Annotated in this window: 18 protein-coding genes and 1 riboswitch; of the genes, 12 read left to right on the forward strand and 6 right to left on the reverse strand. The window is 49.6% G+C overall.

The window, feature by feature from the left end; all coding sequences use genetic code 11:
* Positions 1-8 precede the first annotated feature (8 nt).
* The 6 genes from apbC to OGW16_RS21990 all read left to right on the forward strand — a co-directional run bounded on the left by apbC (position 9) and on the right by OGW16_RS21990 (position 6,753).
* Positions 9-1,118 carry an iron-sulfur cluster carrier protein ApbC gene (apbC, locus tag OGW16_RS21965; RefSeq protein WP_043016929.1) on the forward strand — a complete coding sequence of 370 codons (1,110 nt, stop codon included), beginning with the start codon at positions 9-11 and terminating at the stop codon, positions 1,116-1,118.
* A 261-nt stretch (positions 1,119-1,379) separates the two neighbouring features.
* The gene (locus tag OGW16_RS21970; protein ID WP_075146373.1) at positions 1,380-1,661 is read left to right on the forward strand and encodes a DUF2574 family protein; all 282 of its coding nucleotides are present in this window, start codon (positions 1,380-1,382) and stop codon (positions 1,659-1,661) included.
* Between the two features lie 274 nt (positions 1,662-1,935).
* A complete protein-coding gene (gene yehD, locus OGW16_RS21975; protein WP_286518853.1) occupies positions 1,936-2,475 on the forward strand; it encodes a fimbrial protein YehD in 540 nt (179 codons plus the stop codon).
* A gap of 63 nt (positions 2,476-2,538) precedes the next feature.
* Positions 2,539-3,219, forward strand: a complete 681-nt coding sequence (locus tag OGW16_RS21980; protein ID WP_172863181.1) for a fimbrial assembly chaperone — start codon at positions 2,539-2,541, stop codon at positions 3,217-3,219.
* A 13-nt stretch (positions 3,220-3,232) separates the two neighbouring features.
* Positions 3,233-5,719: a fimbrial biogenesis outer membrane usher protein gene (locus tag OGW16_RS21985; protein ID WP_286518855.1), complete on the forward strand. Its 2,487-nt coding sequence runs from the start codon at positions 3,233-3,235 to the stop codon at positions 5,717-5,719.
* An 11-nt stretch (positions 5,720-5,730) separates the two neighbouring features.
* Positions 5,731-6,753 carry a fimbrial protein gene (locus OGW16_RS21990; protein WP_181634552.1) on the forward strand — a complete coding sequence of 341 codons (1,023 nt, stop codon included), beginning with the start codon at positions 5,731-5,733 and terminating at the stop codon, positions 6,751-6,753.
* Positions 6,754-6,808: 55 nt separating this feature from the next.
* On the opposite strand, the gene OGW16_RS21995 is transcribed toward OGW16_RS21990, so the two are convergent.
* Positions 6,809-7,141, reverse strand: a complete 333-nt coding sequence (locus tag OGW16_RS21995) for an RcnB family protein (protein ID WP_003834436.1) — start codon at positions 7,139-7,141, stop codon at positions 6,809-6,811.
* Between the two features lie 813 nt (positions 7,142-7,954).
* Here OGW16_RS21995 and OGW16_RS22000 point away from each other — a divergent pair.
* The 5 genes from OGW16_RS22000 (at position 7,955) to OGW16_RS22020 (ending at position 14,414) form a co-directional block, all read left to right on the forward strand.
* Positions 7,955-11,080 (forward strand): efflux RND transporter permease subunit, encoded by a 3,126-nt coding sequence (locus OGW16_RS22000; protein ID WP_100194583.1) that lies wholly within the window; start codon positions 7,955-7,957, stop codon positions 11,078-11,080.
* Entirely contained in the window at positions 11,073-11,690 is a 618-nt protein-coding gene (locus OGW16_RS22005; protein WP_047410037.1) for a TetR/AcrR family transcriptional regulator, read from the forward strand. The genes OGW16_RS22000 and OGW16_RS22005 overlap by 8 nt, the downstream gene beginning before the upstream one ends.
* A gap of 221 nt (positions 11,691-11,911) precedes the next feature.
* Positions 11,912-12,009: riboswitch (TPP riboswitch) on the forward strand.
* A 31-nt stretch (positions 12,010-12,040) separates the two neighbouring features.
* Positions 12,041-12,829: a hydroxyethylthiazole kinase gene (thiM, locus tag OGW16_RS22010; RefSeq protein ID WP_043016922.1), complete on the forward strand. Its 789-nt coding sequence runs from the start codon at positions 12,041-12,043 to the stop codon at positions 12,827-12,829.
* Positions 12,826-13,626 carry a bifunctional hydroxymethylpyrimidine kinase/phosphomethylpyrimidine kinase gene (thiD, locus tag OGW16_RS22015; RefSeq protein ID WP_286518857.1) on the forward strand — a complete coding sequence of 267 codons (801 nt, stop codon included), beginning with the start codon at positions 12,826-12,828 and terminating at the stop codon, positions 13,624-13,626. Before thiM ends, thiD begins: the two co-directional genes overlap by 4 nt.
* Positions 13,627-13,667: 41 nt before the next feature.
* Complete coding sequence (locus tag OGW16_RS22020) at positions 13,668-14,414, forward strand: GntR family transcriptional regulator (protein WP_043016920.1); 747 nt, start codon at positions 13,668-13,670, stop codon at positions 14,412-14,414.
* Here the strand turns inward: OGW16_RS22020 and OGW16_RS22025 are convergent.
* From OGW16_RS22025 to OGW16_RS22035, 3 genes are read right to left on the reverse strand one after another with little or no spacing between them, the layout of a single operon-like run.
* On the reverse strand, positions 14,388-15,353 hold the full coding sequence (locus OGW16_RS22025; RefSeq protein WP_286518858.1) for a PfkB family carbohydrate kinase: 966 nt from the start codon (positions 15,351-15,353) through the stop codon (positions 14,388-14,390). The two genes, OGW16_RS22020 and OGW16_RS22025, sit on opposite strands and share 27 nt — an antisense overlap.
* Positions 15,350-16,354, reverse strand: a complete 1,005-nt coding sequence (locus OGW16_RS22030; RefSeq protein ID WP_087051337.1) for an ADP-ribosylglycohydrolase family protein — start codon at positions 16,352-16,354, stop codon at positions 15,350-15,352. The genes OGW16_RS22025 and OGW16_RS22030 overlap by 4 nt, the downstream gene beginning before the upstream one ends.
* Entirely contained in the window at positions 16,351-17,628 is a 1,278-nt protein-coding gene (locus OGW16_RS22035; protein WP_181231262.1) for a nucleoside permease, read from the reverse strand. Before OGW16_RS22035 ends, OGW16_RS22030 begins: the two co-directional genes overlap by 4 nt.
* 252 nt (positions 17,629-17,880) lie before the next feature.
* Between OGW16_RS22035 and fbaB the strand changes: the two genes are divergently transcribed.
* On the forward strand, positions 17,881-18,933 hold the full coding sequence (gene fbaB / locus OGW16_RS22040) for a class I fructose-bisphosphate aldolase (protein WP_043016916.1): 1,053 nt from the start codon (positions 17,881-17,883) through the stop codon (positions 18,931-18,933).
* 21 nt (positions 18,934-18,954) lie between these two features.
* Here fbaB and yegS read toward each other — a convergent pair whose 3' ends face one another.
* Complete coding sequence (yegS, locus tag OGW16_RS22045) at positions 18,955-19,854, reverse strand: lipid kinase YegS (RefSeq protein ID WP_043016915.1); 900 nt, start codon at positions 19,852-19,854, stop codon at positions 18,955-18,957.
* 131 nt (positions 19,855-19,985) lie between these two features.
* Positions 19,986-20,717: an arginine ABC transporter substrate-binding protein ArtJ gene (artJ, locus tag OGW16_RS22050; RefSeq protein ID WP_043016914.1), complete on the reverse strand. Its 732-nt coding sequence runs from the start codon at positions 20,715-20,717 to the stop codon at positions 19,986-19,988.
* Between the last annotated feature and the right edge of the window lie 46 nt (positions 20,718-20,763).

Genomic DNA, 20,763 nt, shown 5'->3' on the forward strand with positions numbered 1-20,763 from the left:
GAGTCGGGATGAACGCACAATCCCAGGCCAAATCACCAGAGACCCTGCGCGCCATGGTCGCCGGGACGCTGGCGAATTTTCAGCATTCAACCCTGAAGCATAATCTGACGACGCTTAAAGCGTTGCACCACGTCGCCTGGATGGATGACACGTTGCACGTTGAGCTGGTCATGCCGTTTGTCTGGCATAGCGCGTTTGAGGAATTAAAAGAGCAATGTAGCGCCGATCTGTTGCGTATTACCGGTGCGAAAGCGATCGACTGGAAGCTGTCGCATAACATTGCGACGCTGAAACGCGTGAAAAACCAGCCAGGCATTAATGGTGTAAAAAACATTATCGCCGTCAGTTCGGGTAAAGGCGGCGTGGGCAAATCTTCTACCGCCGTGAACCTGGCTTTGGCGCTGGCTGCGGAAGGCGCGAAGGTAGGGATTCTGGACGCCGATATTTATGGGCCGTCTATCCCAACGATGCTCGGCGCGGAAAACCAGCGGCCAACCTCGCCAGACGGTACCCACATGGCGCCTATCATGTCTCACGGTCTGGCGACGAACTCTATTGGTTATCTGGTCACTGACGATAACGCAATGGTGTGGCGTGGTCCGATGGCCAGCAAAGCGCTGCTGCAGATGCTGCAGGAAACCCTATGGCCGGATCTTGATTACCTGGTACTGGATATGCCACCGGGCACCGGTGACATCCAGTTGACGCTGGCGCAGAACATTCCGGTCACGGGGGCTGTTGTGGTGACCACTCCGCAGGACATTGCGCTTATCGATGCGAAAAAAGGCATCGTGATGTTCGAAAAAGTCGAAGTGCCGGTGCTGGGTATTGTTGAGAATATGAGCATGCATATTTGCAGCAACTGCGGTCATCATGAGCCAATCTTTGGCACCGGAGGCGCGCAGAAGCTGGCTGAGCAGTATCACACCCAACTGCTGGGACAGATGCCGCTGCATATCTCTCTGCGTGAAGACCTCGATCGTGGTACCCCGACGGTTATCAGTCGTCCTGACAGTGAATTTACCGCCATTTACCGTGACCTGGCTGGGCGTGTAGCTGCCCAGCTTTACTGGCAGGGTGAAGTTATTCCGGGCGAGATTGCCTTTCGCGCCGTGTAATTAACCGCGTGACAGATATTCACCGCATCATAATAAATTGATGCGGTGAATGTATGGGGTGAATAAACTTCGTTATATTGTTTATCCTGCCTGTATAATCCATGTCTTTTTCTGAATAAATCGCTTCAATGCATCATTTGAATTGATCAAATTCATCCTATTAATCTACAATCTCAATTAGTTCTGGTGAGAGAGTTAACCATTACTCACAGCCAGACGGCTTGCACGCTGTTTCCGCCCAATACAGGAATAATGAATGCTATGAAAATTAGTTTATTCTTGGGAGTTATTACTCTGATGTATGGAATGAGCGCTTCTGTTTTTGCCGCAGAGACTGCCACCGTGAATATAAGTGGTCGAGTAACCGAGCCTACCTGCAGCACTGATGTTGTCAATAACGAAGTGCAGCAACGCTGTGGCAATGCCGTTTCCTTTTCAAACGTCAGAGAGGGTGTCTCCAAACCAACAAAAGGTGCGGTAACGGAAATTGTTACTGTTCCCGGCGACGCTACACGGCAGATTGTGCTGACTCGTTATGATTAAAAAGTCTTTTATTAACCATGTATTTTTGTGGTGAATAATGCGTGGTTAATTATTTCCTCAAAGAATTTCACTCCGGCAGTTAATCTCCTAAATTTATTAATTTATAAACAATAAAGAACTCTATTTATTTGTTGCAATTATATTGCTCTTTGCAACTTGTTTTAAATCAATAAAACAACGTGTTTACATTGCGGTAACGTTTCTGGTGTGCGAATTTAATTTCAAGAGTTAAACCCTCTTAATAAATAGAATTCAATTCATTAAGGAAGATACTATGAAACGTTCAGTTATTTCTGCTGTTGTGCTGTCTGCTGTATTTATGAGCGCTGGGGCTTTTGCTGCTGATACCGATCAGGGTGAACTGATTATTACTGGTAAGGTGGTTGGAACAACCTGTAAATTTACGGGTGACACCACGGCGACCATTGGTATGAACCAAATTGGTGCTGACAGATTAAATAACTTAAGTGCGGGTGGTGTTTATGACGGATACTCAAATAAGACTACCGCGCCATTGACTGTTGAATGTACGGGGGATAAAGCACCGAAAATTACTTTCTCCAGTTCTCAATTTGACAGCACTAATAAATATATTACACGAAATACTGCCGCAAATAATGGTGCTGGCTTCTCCGTTTACTATGGTGATGACTTTACTAAACAGGTTAACCCCGATACAGGTATTGAGTTAACCAAAACCGCAGACAATAAATATACGCTGAACTTTAGTGCACGCTACGCGAAAATTGGTACTGCCGCTGTTTCCGCTGGTGACGTTGCCTCTTCGCTGACGATGACTGTTGTTACTGATTAAGATTGCTATCCTGTTTATCGGCGGCTCTGGTCGCCGATTATTTCCGTAGTAAGGATAATTATAATGAAAAAAATAATAGTATTATTATTAGTTGGCACAGTATTGCCTGCGTGGGGTGGCGTGTACATTTACGGCACGCGTGTCATTTATCCGGCACAGAAAAAAGAAATTACCGTACAGTTAATGAATGAAGGTAGCCGTAGCTCCCTGGTCCAGTCCTGGATAGATGACGGAGATACCAGCCTGCCACCAGAAAAAATCCAGGTGCCATTTGTGATGAATCCTCCCGTGGCTAAGGTCAGCGGAGGTTCTGGTCAACAACTCAAAATCAAGCAACTAGCAAATACGCTGCCAAAAGATCGTGAAAGCCTTTTTTTTCTTAATGTGTTGGATATTCCTCCTAATTCTGCGGAATCAGCAGGGAAGAATATGATTAAATTTGCTATGCAGAATCGCATCAAATTTATATATCGTCCGCAGGGCATTGCCGGTGTAGATGAAAAAAGCTTTTCTCGCTTAAGCGTCAGATATGTCAGTGGTGGCATTAATATCAAAAACAATTCTGCCAACTGGATAACGATACCTGAGCTCGTGGGTAATTCAAAAATAAACAGCGAGACAGTGTTGCTTGCTCCGTGGTCAGATAAAAAGGTTGTCACTGCTGCTGTCGTTAATCATTACAAGGTTACTCTTATTGACGATCACGGAAACTACTTAAGTGAAAAAATAAAAACGGAAAGATAGTCAAGGACTGATTATGTCAAAGATAAACTCCATTACACTGGCAATCTTGTCAGTGTTAGCCACTTCATCCGCATGGGCTGAAGAAGACACGTTTGATACAAATTTTATGATCGGCGGTTTGAACGGCGAGAAAATCTCTCGCTATCAAATTGATGGTGATAAGCCAATGCCCGGCATATATGAAATGGATGTTTATCTTAATAACCAGTGGCGTGGCCGGTACGAAATTAATATCAACGCTGATCCTGACGCGACATGTCTGTCCTGGGCACAATTGCAGCAAATTGGTATTCGCACAGAGAATATTAAAACGGATAAAAAAGAGGAGTGCGTGCCGCTACGTGAAGCAGTTCAGGGCGGCAGTGTTGGTTATGACATCGGGCAATTTATTTTGAATCTAAGCGTTCCGCAGGCGTATGTGCTGGAATATGAACCAGGATATGTGCCGCCTGAAACCTGGGATCGCGGTGTTAACGCTTTTTATACCTCTTATTACGCCAGCCAGTATTACAGTAATTATAAACACGGTGGTGATGATAAAAGCAGCTATGTGAACCTGAATAGCGGGTTGAACCTGCTAGGGTGGCAGTTGCACTCAAATGCCAACTATACCAAAGGCAACGAGGGCAGCGGCAACTGGAAAAGTAATACGCTATATATGGAGCGAGGTATCCCACAAATACTTGGCACGCTACGTACCGGAGATATGTATACCGGCGCGGATATCTTTGATGCGGTACGTTTTCGTGGTGTGCGTATCTGGCGCGATATGCAAATGTTACCGAACTCAAAACAGAATTTTACCCCAGTAGTCCGCGGGATTGCCCAGAGCAACGCGCTGGTAACCATCGAACAAAACGGCTTTGTTATTTACCAGAAAGAAGTTCCACCTGGCCCATTTGCTATTGATGATCTACAGCTCGCTGGCGGTGGTGCGGATTTAGATGTGAGCGTGAAAGAAGCGGATGGTTCGGTATCTCGTTATCTGGTGCCTTATTCATCTGTACCAAATATGCTGCAGTCGGGCGTATCGAAATATGATTTTGCTGCTGGGCGCAGTCATATAGAGGGGGCTGGCAATCAGTATGATTTCCTGCAAGGTAGCTATCAATATGGTCTGAACAATCTGCTTACGGTCTATGGCGGCACTATGCTGTCACAAAACTATACCTCATTTGTGCTCGGGACCGGTTGGAATACACCCATTGGCGCAGTATCGGTAGACGCCACGCGATCGCATAGTGAGCAGGACAATGGTGATGTTTTTGATGGTCAGAGTTATCAGGTTGCGTGGAATAAGTATGTCGCTCAGACCGGCACGCAGTTTGCGCTGGCAGCTTTTCGTTACTCCTCGCGAAATTATCGTACCTTTAATGACTACGTATGGGCGAATAACAAAAATCACTATGACCGCGATGAAAATGATGTTTATGACGTTGCGGACTACTATCAGAACGATTTTGGTCGTAAGAACAGCTTTTCGCTAAATATCAATCAAGCGTTACCCGAGAACTGGGGATCCCTGGCCGTCAGCGGCCTGTGGCGCGACTATTGGCAGCGCAGTGGAACCGGCAAAGATTATCAGCTGAGCTACTCGAACGCCTGGCAGCGAGTCAGTTACACCTTGTCTGTTAGCCAGACCTATGATGAAGACAACCACGAGGATAAACGTTTTAACCTGTATATCTCCATCCCATTCTCGTGGGGGGATGGGATTTCCACGCCGCGACGCGATTTGTTCGTATCCAACTCGACGACGTTTGATAATGACGGCTTTCAGTCGAGTAACACCAGTCTCAGCGGTGTTGCCGGAAACCGCGATCAGTTTAGTTTAGGGGCAAATCTGAGCCATCAACGTCAGGAGAGTGAGACAACGGCAGGTGGTAACCTGGTCTGGCGCGCGCCGATGGCGACCTTTGGCAGCAGTTATAGTCAATCGAATAAATATCAGCAGGCCAGCGGCAATATTCAGGGTGGGTTAGTCGTGTGGTCAGATGGTGTCGCGTTAGCTCCTCGGCTTTCAGATACATTCGCCATTGTTAAAGCGCCTGGGTTACAGGGCGCGGCCGTGCAGGGACATCGTTATCTAACAACTAACAGCAAAGGTTACGCGGTTTACGACAGTTTGACGCCGTATCGTGAAAATATGCTGATGCTGGATCTTTCCGACAGTAATAGCGATGTGGCGTTGCTGGGCAATCGAAAAGGCACAGTACCTTATCGCGGCGCGGTCGTGATGACGGAGTTTGAAACCGATCGGCGTAAACCCTGGTATTTCATTGCCGAGCGTTCGGACGGCTCTCCGTTATCGTTTGGTTATGAAGTGGAAGATGAACTTGGTAATAATGTTGGCCTGGTGGGGCAGGGTAGCCGGTTATTTATTCGTACCAATGATATTCCCGCTTCGGTACGCGTTGCAGTTAATAAACAACAGGGGAAGTTCTGTACGATTACCTTCGATAAGGCGATTGATGAGAATGAAGTTTATACTTGCCGATAAGGGATTGGTTTATGAAAAAATATTTGTTTTTGCTTTTATTGGCATTCTCTTTTTGGGGGCAGGCTAAATGTACCCTAGGGAAGAATACGACCGCACAGCAAACTGTAGAACTTGATATGACGTCAGCAACAGTTGGTTCTGTGGTTACTGTAGCGTTCAATACCAACCTGAATGATACATTTTCATGTAATGCGTCAACTGATAAAATGTATTATGCAACGCCATTACAAGATTATATTATTGAACTTAAAGAACCCGGTGCGACAAAATCTATCTTTATGAAGTTAAAACTGACCGGAAGCGGATTCCCTGTTGCAACAGGCAATGATGGTCAATATAACTCAACGCCCAAAGAGTATAAAACACAAGAAGTTATTAACCCGAGACCATTCGTTATCGAGGCTTCTTATGTCAGATCTGGTACTGCTGATCTGACGATAGCCAGTGGCAATACGATAAACCTTGGACGTCCCGCTATTAGTATATTAACTGATAATACCTGCAATAGCAGCCTATGGTCATGGATTGTCTGTTGGATTGGAGGGAAATTTAACAGCAACGTATCTTACTCACAAAATATTACGTTTACCGTCAAGCACAGACCAACAACCTGCCGTTTTTCACAGGCAATATACGAAATTAAAATGCCCGATACAACGTTAAACGAGATTAATACAGCAACAAATACTAAATCAGGCTCCACAAATCTGATACTGAATTGTGAAAGTATATATAACGTTACCACCAACCCCGTGAGTTTTAAGGTGGCTCGCGGTGACTGGGATGAAGGCGGGAAAATACTAAAAAATACGCTAACGAATGGCGCAAAAGGAGTGGGGTTCCAGATATATAACGGCACCGCGACGACTCCCCTAAAACTGGGGGATACTCTGATGAACAGAATAGCTAAACTGGATACAATCAACAATCAGTACACTTTCCCTATTACTGCGAAATATGTTCGTGTAACAGGAGAATCGTTACGGCCTGGTGAGGTTCAAAGTAAAGTCATATTTGCGGTATCTTATGACTAATTAGTGCGGTGTGATGTTTCTAAAAAATGTACCTTCGTGATGAAGGTACTTTTTTTTATCGGTGATAAAAAATCTCGCCGTCGTAGGCTTTAATGATCTTGGCATCGGCATCATTGACCAGCACGTAGGCGCCACCCATGTAGGTCCAGTGGGTACCTGCTGTTGGTGCAGGCAGGTTGCGCAGATTCCACTGTTTAATGGTGTATTCTTCGGTGAGATACAGTGGTGGAACCTTGTCACCGGGTTTGAAATGGGTGAAGTCAGCAATAAAGCTGCTCAGCTCATACTTATCGATACCTGTGGGGGCAGCTGTTGCAGCCGGCGCGGCCCAGACGACACTGCTTGCAAGCAGGAGTGCACCCAGCAACATTTTATTCTTCATACCCATCCTCTCTACCTCTTCGGGTCATCAAAATCAGTCATGTATCATTCCTGGCTTACAGGGCATCTGACAAGAACTTTTTTGTTATCACACCAGTAATTTCGTAAAAAGTGTAAATGAATGTACAGCATTGCGACAATTTCGAGCGGCATTTTAGCGATGAAGTATCACGTTTTTGCATATCAATTCAGAGTGGAGCTGTTAGACGACATACAGGAGTTGCTCCGGTCTCTGTGACCCGGAACAGTTGTCTTCAAGAAGACCCATTACTGGAATAGCGTTAAAAATTGATGCTTGTTTAATCAATTTATTTACTTTACTGTAAAGTAAATAAATTCATGGGATTTTGCTATGATTAACTTGGGAAAATTATTATTTTTCATTATGTTAATGGCTTTTTCATGTCATCTTAACGCCTCTCTGCATGAGGGGGTATCTGTGGAACCAAAGACTGTTGAACGCTGTCTGGTCACGCGGGACCGTGAGCTGGCTTGCTCTCAGTGCACTGATTTGAATTATCAGCATATGCAGCTACGACTCAGCTATTTACGTTTTTTACTACTACAAAATAGTTTCACTATCCAAACCTATGACTATCTCTGGCGTGAACATCAACGAACAATGTCTTGCCTTGAAATCAGCAGATACATTGTCGCAAAAGCAATCAATATTCTGCTATGCCCAGCAACGGTCACATTGCCCATACCTCAACCTGTTTTTAATTTGTGGCAAACATCGCATATGGCTTTTATTCAGCGTGCCAGGCCTCCGCACGTGTTTTCACTGCGCGACCCCATTGACTAAACGGAGGAAAACACGATGCTGGCTCACTTCTTTATTTTCCGTCCTGTATTCGCCGCGGTCATTGCTATTTGCATCGTTTCTGCCGGTATCCTGGCTCTTTTCACATTGCCTGTTGAGCAGTATCCGGATATTGCGCCTCCGGGGGTGAACGTTACGGCAAACTACCCAGGCGCTTCTGCGCAAAACGTTGAGGACAGCGTAACGCAGCTACTTGAACAGCAAATCAAAGGAATTGATGGTCTGCTTTATTTTTCTTCAACCAGCAGTTCAGCTGGTCAGTCTCGTATCAGTCTTAGCTTTGAACAAGGTATTAATCCCGATATAGCGCAGGTCCAGGTGCAAAATGCTGTAAATCAGGCTATGACACGGCTACCGCAGGAGGTGCAACAACAGGGGCTTTCTGTGACTAAATCACAGGGAGATAGCCTGATGGTTATCGCCTTATATGACCAGAACGATCGTTTAACCAGTGTCGATATTAGCGACTTCCTTATCAATACGTTGCAGGAGCCCTTAAGTAGAATAAAGGGGGTGGGAGAAACAACTGTTTTTGGTGCGCAATATGCCATGCGGATTTGGCTCAACCCACATCAACTCAATAATTATGGTTTGATGCCATCAGATGTACAAACGGCTATCGAAGCACAAAACTCGCAAGTGACCAGCGGAGAGATTGGCTCTCTTCCTTCTCTCAATGATCAGTATCTGAATGCGACGGTGACCGCCCAGTCCCGCCTGGAAACATCAACGCAATTTGAAAGTATCATTCTTCGGACAAATAATGATGGTTCAGCTGTATATTTGCGAGATGTTGCTCGAATCGAACTTGGGGCTGAAAACTATCAGAATCTGACCACACTTAATGGTCATCCTGCTGCTGGAATATCTATTCAACTCGCATCCGGAGCTAATGCACTGGAAACTGCTGAAAAGATTCGCGTTGAAGTTAACAGATTAAAAGATCGGTTTCCGCAAGGCATTGTCGTTGCTTATCCTCGTGACAGTACACCGTTTGTGACGGTGTCCATCGGGAATGTTGTGCAGACGCTGATTGAAGCGATTGTTTTTGTTGTGGCGGTAATGTATCTATTTTTACAAAACTGGAGAGCCACATTAATCCCCTCATTGACGGTGCCCGTCGTATTATTGGGCACATTCGGCATCCTCAGTCTGCTGGGTTATAGCATCAATACCTTAACACTCTTTGCCATGGTGCTTGCCATTGGGCTACTTGTCGACGACGCGATTGTCGTGGTTGAGAATGTCGAACGAGTGATGGAAGAAGAACATCTCGATCCGCTGCAGGCTACGCTCCACTCCATGCGGGAAATAACCGGTGCATTAATAGGTATCGCGCTGGTCTTATCCGCCGTTTTTATTCCAATTGCGTTTTTTGGTGGTTCAGTCGGCATTATTTACCGCCAGTTCACAGTGACCATTGTTTCTGCTATGTCGCTTTCCGTGCTGGTTGCACTGACTTTAACCCCTACGTTGTGCGCTCATTTGCTTAAAAGCCGAAATGAGAAGAAAGGGAAATTCTTCACTCATTTCAACAGGTATGTCGAAAAAAGTCAGCATCGCTACATTAATATGCTTGCGCAAATATCAGCGCGTCCTGTGAGAATCATTATTCTCGCTTTTCTGATGTCGATGTTCATGGTTTGGCAATATCAAAAACTCGCGACCAGTTTTCTTCCGGAGGAGGACCAGGGGGCAATATCAATCCAGTTCACTCTTCCTCCAGGGGCGCCAATGTCAATGACTCAGAAGGTTGGAGATGAAATCACACGCTATTTTATGACACAGGAGAGTGCCAATCTTAACGCTATATTTACGGTCGCTGGCCGAAATAACGCAGGTAGCGGGCAAAATGTGGGAATGTCCGTTGCTGAGTTAAAGCACTGGGACGAGCGTCAGGGTGAAACGAACAGCGCTCAGGCTATTATCGCAAGGGCTAATCAATATTTTAATCAAACGTCTCAGAACGCAGCTATCAGCATTGTATCTCCACCCACAGTTCGTGGGCTGGGACAATCCAGTGGGTTCGAATTATGGCTTCAGGATATTTCAGACCGCGGTTATCACAGTCTTAATCAGGCGCAAACAATGTTACTTACGGCCGCCAGAGAAAACCAAAATCTGAACGCTGTGCGAGTGAACAGCCTTGCCGCAAAGGCGTTGCTGCAGGTAGATATTGACAGACAAAAAGCACAAGCTCACGGCCTTGAACAGGCGGATATCAACGAAACTCTTTCTGCTGCATGGGGAGGGATTTATGTTAATGACTTTATTGACCGTGGCCGAGTAAAACGGGTTTATATACAAGGTGATGCGCCATGGCGTTCAATACCTGAAAACTTATCCGCCTGGTTTGTACGTAACAGTAGCGATGATATGACCTCATTCGCCAGTTTTGCCTCCTTCCGCTGGACTACTGGTCCACAAATGCTTCAGCGATTCAATGGATTACCTGCTGTGCAATTTCAAGGAGATGCAGCTCCCGGCATAAGTTCTGGGGCAGCAATGGCTGAAATGGCCAGGCTGATAGCGCCAATCGAAGGATTTGATCTGCAGTGGAGCGGGATATCTTGGCAGGAACAGGCTTCCTCGGCACAGACACTGTGGGTATATCTTGCCTCCGTTGCGTTCGTATTTTTGTGTCTGGCTGCTTTATATGAAAGCTGGTCTGTGCCTATTGCTGTGCTTCTGATTATCCCACTTGGGGTTCTCGGCGCAGTGAGTGCAGCCTTAATCACCGGGTTCGAAAATGATGTCTACTTCCAGGTAGGTATACTAACAACGATGGGGCTGTCAGCAAAAAATGCAATTCTCATTATTGAATTCGCTCTGGCGCAAATCCGCAGGGGTAAACCGTTGATTCAGGCCGCTTTTGAAGGCGCAAGATTACGCTTACGTCCTGTCATCATGACGTCTCTGGCATTTGTTGTTGGAGTTATCCCTCTGGTACTCTCTACGGGCGCAGGGGCCTCCAGCCAGAAAGAGATTGGAACTTCGGTAATCGGCGGTATGCTCACTGGCACGTTACTGACGCTGCTCTTTGTCCCACTGTTTTTTATTCTCATTCAGCAGGGAATCTCGAGACTGAAAAAAGGCAAACGTAAGGAATGCAATAATGGTTAATCAACGTGGGCGGCCAATGAAGTCCCGCCCTCGCATTTTACAAACGGCATGTGAGCTGTTTCTCAAGCATGGCATTGACGTGTCCCTTGATACTATCGCCAGTGAAGCAGGGACAACGCGGCCGACCCTTTACAGCCATTTTCCGGGGGGAAAGGATGCTCTCCTGCTGGCGACGTTTGAATTTCTGAATGACAAAATGCAGCCGCCTTTACGCCAGTTACTCCAGGAGCAACTGGATTTTCCCGATCTCCTGAGAGGTTTTGCCCGGGTTGTACAGAATCATTTCTATACCCCTGAGAATATCCATTTCCAGCGATTATTGATTCAAGTGCTGGTTCAAAAGCCCGATTTACACGTTATGCTGGAACAAAGAAACTCTGGACGCGTTTTGCAGGCGCTGACAGAAATTCTGGAACAGAAAAATAATGAAGGAATAGTCACGTTAGATAATCCGGAATTACAGGCTACTGCTTTCCTCGGGGCCATTATGGGATATCTGCTTCCTGGAGCAATAATCTCGCAAAAAGCAGTTGATCCCCATAAACTTGAGAAACTGGCTGAATGTTCAATTGCAACCTTTCTGTCTGCCTGGGAATTTAAGAGCGGATGATCGTGGTGTCTCAGCATTGAGACGCGCTACGAAATGCCTGAGTGGATGACGACGCCTGCGGCAATGAGCTCCCCTTCCAGAATAAACCGCTGCTGTTCACCTCCCTCGCTGGCTGGTAAAGTATGCGGTGTGGATACATTCCGCCATTCAGTAAATGGATAGCAGGGGCTTAAGTATGTAAGTTTCCCTTACTGTCCTTTTAATATTATTGAGTTTTATGTAACAACGACTCGGGGTGCCCTTCTTCATTGAAGGCTGAGAAATACCCGTACCACCTGATCTGGATAATGCCAGCGTAGGGAAGTCTGACACTGCTCGTGTCCCTTCTTCGCGCGGGCAGGAGCTAAACCATGCAGCCTGACCTGCACAGCCGCGCACTCGCGGCTCACACCTTGCACCAATTTAGAACGCTTTCACCACTCACACACTGTATGACCAACGAGGTCGTGCAAAGCTTTACGGCCAATACGCTACTGGCGCTGGGCGCATCCCCTGCGATGGTAATCGAGCCTGAGGAAGCCAGCCAGTTTGCGGCTATCGCCAGTGCGTTGCTGGTGAATGTCGGCACTTTAACCCAGACGCGGGCTACGGCGATGCGTGCCGCCGTTGAGCGGGCACATCTCGTTAAAACCCCGTGGACGCTCGATCCCGTTGCCGTGGGCGCGCTAGAGTTTCGCCGTCGCTTCTGTCTGGATTTACTGGTACTACAGCCTGCCGCTATCCGTGGCAACGCCTCGGAAATACTTGCTATGGCGGGTATGAACAGCGGGGGCCGCGGCGTCGACACGACAGATACGCCAGCCGCTGCGCTTTCCGCTGCGCAGGCGTTGGCTCGTCAGGTTGGGACCATTGTCGTGGTTACCGGCGAAGTGGACTACGTGACCGATGGTCAGCGTACCGTCTGCGTGAACGGCGGTGATCCGTTGATGACCCGCGTGGTGGGCACCGGATGCGCGCTGTCGGCGGTCGTTGCGGCCAGTTGCGCCCTGCACGGTGACCGGCTTGATAACATCGCCTCCGCCTGTAGCTGGATGAAACAGGCCGGGCAAATAGCCACACAACAATCAACCGGACCGGGCAGTTTTGTCCCGGCTTTTCTCGATGCCCTCTATAACCTGAACGCACAGGAGCAAGCATGAAACGGATTAACGCATTAACGATCGCCGGAACCGATCCAAGCGGCGGTGCGGGTATTCAGGCCGATTTAAAAACCTTCTCGGCGCTGGGCGCTTACGGCTGTTCGGTTATCACGGCGTTGGTGGCGCAAAATACGCGCGGGGTGCAGTCGGTTTATCGCATAGAACCTGACTTTGTTGCCGCACAACTGGACTCGGTGTTGAGTGATGTGCGTATCGACACCACCAAAATCGGTATGCTGGCGGAGACGGATATTGTTGAAGCGGTTGCCGAACGTTTGCGTCGCCATCGGGTGCAAAATGTCGTACTGGATACGGTGATGCTGGCGAAAAGCGGCGATCCGTTGCTGTCGCCCTCGGCGGTAGAAACACTGCGTACCCATTTGCTGCCGCAGGTTTCGATTATCACCCCTAATTTACCCGAAGCTGCGGCACTGCTCGGGGCTCCCCATGCGCAGACTGAGCAGGAGATGCTAGAGCAGGGAAGGGCACTGCGGGCGCTGGGCTGCGAGGCGGTGTTGATGAAAGGCGGTCATCTGGAGGATGCGCAAAGCCCCGACTGGCTCTTTACCCGTGAGGGAGAGCAGCGTTTTACCGCGCCAAGGGTGATGACCAAAAATACCCATGGCACCGGCTGTACGCTATCCGCGGCGCTGGCGGCGCTGCGTCCGTGCCATGACAACTGGGCACAGACAGTGCAGGAAGCTAAGCTGTGGCTTTCTGCGGCGTTGGCGCAGGCCGACACCCTGGAGGTTGGTGAGGGAATTGGTCCGGTACATCATTTCCACGCGTGGTGGTAATGGGTATACTGGCTGCAGAGAAGGCTGCAGGAAAAAGATAAATGGAACAAGCGCATACCCAGCTTATCGCGCAACTGAATGAACGCATTGCAGCGGCAGATAACACGCCGCTGTATATGAAATTTGCGCAAACAGTGAAAAACGCTGTGCGTAGCGGGATTCTGGAGCATGGAAATATCCTGCCCGGCGAGCGCGATCTCAGCCAGTTAACCGGCGTTTCGCGAATTACGGTACGCAAGGCGATGCAGGCCCTGGAAGAAGAAGGCGTAGTGACGCGCGCCCGTGGTTACGGGACGCAGATCAACAACATCTTCGAGTATTCGCTAAAAGAAGCGCGTGGTTTTTCACAGCAGGTGGTTTTGCGCGGTAAAAAGCCAGATACGCTGTGGGTCAACAAGCGTATTGTGCCTTGCCCGGAAGAGGTGGCTCAGCAGTTGGCTGTTGCCGCGGGGAGTGACGTCTTCCTGCTCAAGCGCATTCGCTATGTAGATGAAGACGCGGTTTCTATTGAAGAGTCATGGGTTCCTGCCCATCTTATCCATGACGTGGATGCCATCGGCGTTTCACTGTATGACTATTTTCGCAGCCAGCATATTTTCCCGCAGCGCACGCGCTCCCGCGTCAGCGCCCGAATGCCTGATGCGGAGTTCCAGGCGCACATTCAAATGGACAGCAAAGTGCCGGTACTGGTGATCAAGCAAGTAGCGCTTGACCAGCAGCAACGGCCCATTGAATACAGCATCAGCTATTGTCGAAGCGATCTATACGTCTTTGTGTGCGAGGAGTAACGCCTCGCGCGAAGGGGCGCAATCGCCGCCGCGATGCCCTACCACCCAGGACGCAACCGCGTTACCCAGCAGTACGGCATCAGCCAGGGTCCAGCCAGACGCCAGTCCGGCCAGCATGCCGCCCGCGTGGCTGTCGCCTGCGCCGATAGTATCAACGACCGCTGTCGCAAATGCCGGTATGCAACCGGATGTCTGAGCGCTGAAATACCACGCGCCGTCTTTATCGTGGCGTACCACTACCGGCGAGGCGAAACGTTGTACCCATTCTGCGCCAAAACCCTCTACATCATGGCTCAATGCAAACCGCTCGGCGGCAATTTCCGCTTCCTGACGATTAAGTGATACCAGCGGACGGCAGGCCATAATTCTTGCCAGTAAGGGCTCGGGAATGTCGCCGATGCGTGGCCCAAAATCAATAAACGGCGTCACCTCCTCCAGACCTTCCAGCCACTGCACCAGCAGTTCGCCACACCCAGAGGCTAACTGATAGCCCGAGAGATACACCAGACTATGGCGTGGGATATCCAGCTGTGCCAGCCAGTCAGCGTTCCACTGATTTTCAACGCCGCTAAAGGACATAAAGGTACGTTCGCCATCCGGCTCGACCAGAGCCAGACACCAGCCGTTATCGCCCGCGGCATTGTCGATCAGGCTGTGCAATCCCTCTTTTGCCATCCGGTTGCGGATAATGTCGGCCCACACCCCTTGACCCAGCGGTAAAGCATTACTGGCGTCGATACCTAAACGTTTGAGCGCCACGGCAATATTGAGCGCACAGCCGCCAACGTTCACCCCCTGCTGTTTGAGTTCAATGTCACATCCGCGCCAGGGAAGGGCATATGCATCGGCAATGACATCAATTACCGCCGCACCCACCACCGTAACTGGCCGCTGTGTACACAACTGCGGGAGGAGGTGTTGCAGATGCGTGGCGATCATAGCGCCTCCCGCTGCTCGCGCAGTCGCATCAATCCACTGGCGTAACGGATAAAGTCCAGTTGATTCACCGCATCCAGCTCATGTTTCAATGTCGGGTTAATCGCGCTTACGCCATGGATAGCGCCACAAATGGCGGTTGCCATCGCCCCGATGGTGTCGGTATCACCCCCGAGGTTTGCGCACAGAATAGCGCAGCGGTTAGGATCGGTCTGCGCCAGTTCAACCATGGCAATGGCGCAAGGCACGGATTCAATGGTACTGGTTCCGGCGCCCACAACCTGATACAACTGCTCGCAGGCAGACTCAATGCCGGTAGCGTTACGGACGATTTTCAGTGCCAGCTCAAGTCGTGCAGAGAGTGATGCGCTAAAGGTCGTGATCCTTTTTTGCTGCGCATGTTGGGCAATGGCAGGTAGCGCATCGACAATCTCTGACCACTTGCCTCCGTCGATAGCGCGTGATACCGCCCACGCGACCACAACAGCCCCAGCGATAGCCAGATCCGATTTATGCGTCGGGCTGGAGGCCAATGCCACATCATCGATAAAAGCATCGACATCACGGGCGGGTAGCAGGCATCCCAGCGGCGAAACGCGCATTGCCGCTCCGTTGGTCACGCCGTTGTTTTCCAGTTCGGCGACAGGTTTGCCGTCGCGAATGGCTTTTAGCGCGATTTTTGAGGTTGGGCCGAGCACGTTTTTATTAAAGGCGTCAAAACGTTCGGCCCAGGCCAGAATATTGCGGCCAATAACGTCTGGCACAATCTCTCCGTCGCACTCGAGCAGGGCATCTGCCAGACACAGCGCCATTGACGTGTCATCAGTGAACTCCGCCTGGTTAAAATAGCAGGCGGCATTATTCTCCGCAGGGCCGGGCAAAAAACGGTCGATCCAACCGAAATGGGCCTTAACCCGGGTTCGTGGCCACAGTTCCGACGGCATACCCATCGCATCCCCTAACGCCTGCCCGTAAAGGGCACCGAGAATACGTTCTGCTTTCATTTCACTTCCCCTTGTTTCAACGCTACATCGCGATCGTCCACCTTAATGGCGGTGATTTCTTTATCTGATTCGCGAAAGAAAATCATAAACATCACGGCAATGACGGCGATCATGACCGCGCCAAATCCCCACATGCCAGCCCAGTTGAAGGTAAGACCATTAACCGGTTCCCGATAAGCAAACATTTTTTCCATCATCACGCCGCCCAGACGGTAACCGAGCAGGCTGCCGAATCCCTGACAGCAGAGGGTGATAAGCCCTTGCGCAGCGGTGCGCATATGTACCGGTGCTTTTTTATCGACATAAATGTAGGCCGTGACGTAGTAGAAGTCGTAACTAACGCCGTGCAGCAGAATGCCGAGAAACAGCAGAGCATAAGTGAAATATTCCTCCGCGCCGCCGTAAACGAAAAATCCGTAGCGGATAGCCGCAGTAATAAGACCAAGCAGCAATACCTTTTTAATGCCAAAGCGTTTGGTGAAAAACGGTAACGCCAGCATAAAGAAGATTTCAGAGAACTGGCCCAGCGTCATCCAGCCGGTGGCGTTTTTCATTCCAACTTCTGTCAGGTAGCCGTTGGCGAAGATGTAATAGAACGCCAGCGGCATTGCGAACAGGAAAGAGCAAAAGAAAAAGACGAGGAAGTTCTTATCACGCAGCAGGATCAGCGCATCCAGACCCAGCATGACTTTGAAATCCATCTTGCCGGTACTTTTTGGCGGCGTATCCGGTAAAAAGAACGCAAAGACGCCCAACAGCGCAGAGCTTCCGGCAGTGATAAGCAGGGGGATATTGGTGGGTGAAATATCGCTATAGCCAAGCATTTGCGGTAAGAAACCGCAGGCCAAACCAGAAGCAATCCAGCCGATGGTCCCCATCACACGGATGCGTGGGAAATCACGTTCAACGTCCGGTACGTTGGCAAAAGCGATGCTGTTGGTCAGCGCAATCGTCGGCATATAGGTTAACGAATAGGCCAGTAACAGCGGGAAGAATCCACTGAAGGTGGTTTGCTGAGCGGCGAAATACATCAAAATAGCGCCAGCGAACATCAACACCGCCAGCACTTTCTGCGCGGAGAAAAAGCGGTCAGTGATAGAGCCGACCAGGATGGGCGACAGGATCGCGGCGATCGCGGTACAGGCGTAAGACCAGCCGATCTCCCCGGCGCTAAAGCCGCTTTTACTCAGCCACAGCCACAGCGGTACAAACCAGGCGCCCCAGATAAACCACTCTACAAACATCATGAACGACAGCTTAACTGTAGTTTTCATCTTTAAATCCTTCATGACAGGTAAGGTACGCCATGATAGTACCATTCGATAATACCTTTAAAATACCTTTGAGGTCTAAATTTGACCGCCTTAACATTATTTCTTCCTGAATCGAGCCAGCAGAAGTTGCTGAAAAGTGCGCTAAAGATGGAAAAAAAACGCAGTCGGTACCAGGCTTATTGCTGCCCGCAACAAAACGGGCCAGGACAATCCACATTCCGTTTTCAAAGCGGAACTTACGGGAGCATAGCTATGACTGATATTGCGCAGTTGCTTGGCAAAGACGCCGACAACCTTTTACAGCATCGTTGTATGACCATTCCTTCTGATCAACTTTACCTGCCTGGACATGATTACGTCGACCGCGTGATGGTGGATAACAACCGTCCGCCAGCCGTGCTGCGTAATATGCAGACGCTGTATAACACGGGCCGACTGGCCGGGACAGGTTATCTGTCTATTCTACCGGTGGACCAGGGCGTGGAGCACTCCGCTGGAGCATCGTTTGCGGCTAACCCGCTGTACTTTGATCCGAAGAATATTGTGGAGCTGGCTATCGAAGCAGGGTGTAACTGCGTGGCATCGACCTATGGCGTGCTGGCTTCTGTTTCCCGTCGCTACGCGCACCGCATTCCGTTCCTGGTAAAAATTAACCACAACGAAACGCTGAGCTATCCCAATACGTTTGACCAGACGCTGTATGCCAGCGTAGAGCAGGCGTTCAATATGGGTGCGGTTGCGGTGGGGGCAACCATCTATTTCGGTTCAGAGGAGTCTCGCCGCCAGATTGAAGAGATTTCTGCCGCATTCGAGCGTGCTCATGAGCTGGGTATGGTCACGGTGCTGTGGGCGTATCTGCGTAACCCGGCGTTTAAAAAAGATGGCGTGGATTACCATGTTTCTGCCGATCTTACCGGGCAGGCTAACCATCTGGCGGCCACTATCGGGGCGGATATCGTGAAGCAAAAAATGGCGGAAAATAACGGCGGGTATAAAGCGGTCAATTTTGGCTACACCGACGATCGCGTCTATAGCAAGCTGACCAGCGACAACCCGATTGACCTGGTGCGGTATCAACTGGCGAACTGCTATATGGGACGCGCCGGGTTAATTAACTCTGGCGGTGCGGCTGGCGGCGAAACCGATCTGAGCGATGCGGTACGTACTGCGGTGATTAACAAACGTGCGGGCGGCATGGGGCTGATTCTTGGGCGCAAGGCATTCAAGAAAACCATGGCCGACGGCGTTAAGCTGATTAACGCCGTGCAGGATGTTTATCTGGATAGCAAAGTCACCATCGCCTGATTTCAGGCGACTGCCGTCGTGTTAGCGCAACAGCGGACAACCCGGCGGCAGTCGGCAACGTAACGCCGCGGGCAGGATTTCAATATGAAACTCTTGTCCGCTGAGCGGTTCGCCATCGAGATTAAAGGTAATTTCATGCGGGGCGCGGATATCAAACCACGATGATGCGCCCTCGATAATGTTAGGGTTGTCTTCGGATTGCGTTAACGCCGAAAGCAGCCCAGGCAACAGCTCTTCTCCGGTAAAAATACGCAGTTGCAGCAGACCATCGTTGATAAGCGCTGTCGGGCATAGCTGTTGCCCCCCACCGGCCTGGCGACCATTACCGATACCAATTACCAGCGCTTTACCCTGCCAGTGAAAGTCTTCCCCTCGAATATCGCAGATGTCGGGTTTGAGCGTATCCATGCGCATTAATCCGTGAATAAAGTACGATACGCCACCCAGCGCAGCCTTGAGTTTTTCTGGTGTCTCGGTCGTGATGCGTGTGCCGAAGCCACCGGTCGCCATGTTGATAAAACAGGTTTTATCATTGACCTGCACCATATCGATCGCCGTCGCATTTGCGGCGATAGCCAGCTTTAACGCCTTATCAAGGTCGTCGGGTATACCAACGCTGGTGGCAAAGTCATTCGCCGTTCCCAACGGTAAAATACCCAGCGCCGGAATATTGCCGCCCTGCGACTGGATAAGCGCCGTCGAGACTTCGTTTATTGTGCCGTCGCCGCCACCGGCAATCACCGTTTCAACGCCCAACTGACGAGCTTCATCAACGTATCGTTGGGCGTCGCCTTTTTCCCAGGTAACGCGAACATGAATTTCCACGCCCTCATCACGCAGATTCGCAATGGCGTCACGCAGGGGAAGGTTATCAGCACTTTTTCCATTGAGGATCAGTAAACTGGCAGGGAATGCTATCATCCTTTTGCCTCACTTTTTTTCGTTTTAACAAGTGTACGCCAGGAATGCGTTTCTGGCGTAAGAACTGACTGAAAGCGCAGGCGAAGAGATAAAAAAAGCCGCAGAGCGCGGCTTTTCAGATTGGGCAGACGTTACTGTGGGAACCACTGATCGCTGATTTTCTGGTACGTGCCGTCAGCTTTGATTGCCGCCAGCGCGCTGTTCAGTTTTTCCAGCAGGGCTTTGTTATCCGGGCGAACCGCGATGCCAAGGCCAGTACCGAAGTATTGTGGGTCGGTCACTTTATCAGTGGCTACGCCTAGCTGCGGGTTGGTTTTAAGCCACTCGTTAACCACAGCGGTATCGCCAAATACGCCATCAATACGACCATTTTTCAGGTCGATAATCGCATTCTGATAGCTGTCGTAGGCCACGGTTTTCACTTCAGGATGTTTGTCCTGCAAGTATTTCTGGTGCGTGGTGCCGTTTTCCATGCCGATGCGTTTTCCTTTCAGGTCGGCAAAGGTTTTATAGGTGTCTTTTTTCGCAATCACCAGCGCGGAGTTTGCATAGTACGGCTGAGTAAATGCAACCTGCTTGCTACGCTCAGGCGTGATATCCATTCCGGAAATTACCGCATCATATTTCTTAAATTTCAGCGCGGGGATCAGGCTGTCGAAAGCGTGATTGGTGAAAGTACAGTCAGCCTGCATTTGTTTGCACAGCGCCGTTGCCAGATCGATGTCAAATCCGACAATTTTATTGTTTGCGTCGAGCGACTCAAATGGCGGGTAAGTTGCTGATACACCGAAACTAATTTTATCAGCGGCTGAGGCGCCAGCGGCGAAAGTAGCAAGTAATGCAGCCAGTACTAACTTTTTCATGGTGGAACTCCCGTCTGTCAATCTTATGATTATTTACCGTATCTGC

This window comes from Citrobacter sp. Ce104 (genome assembly GCF_030334595.1).
Lineage (GTDB): Bacteria > Pseudomonadota > Gammaproteobacteria > Enterobacterales > Enterobacteriaceae > Citrobacter > Citrobacter europaeus.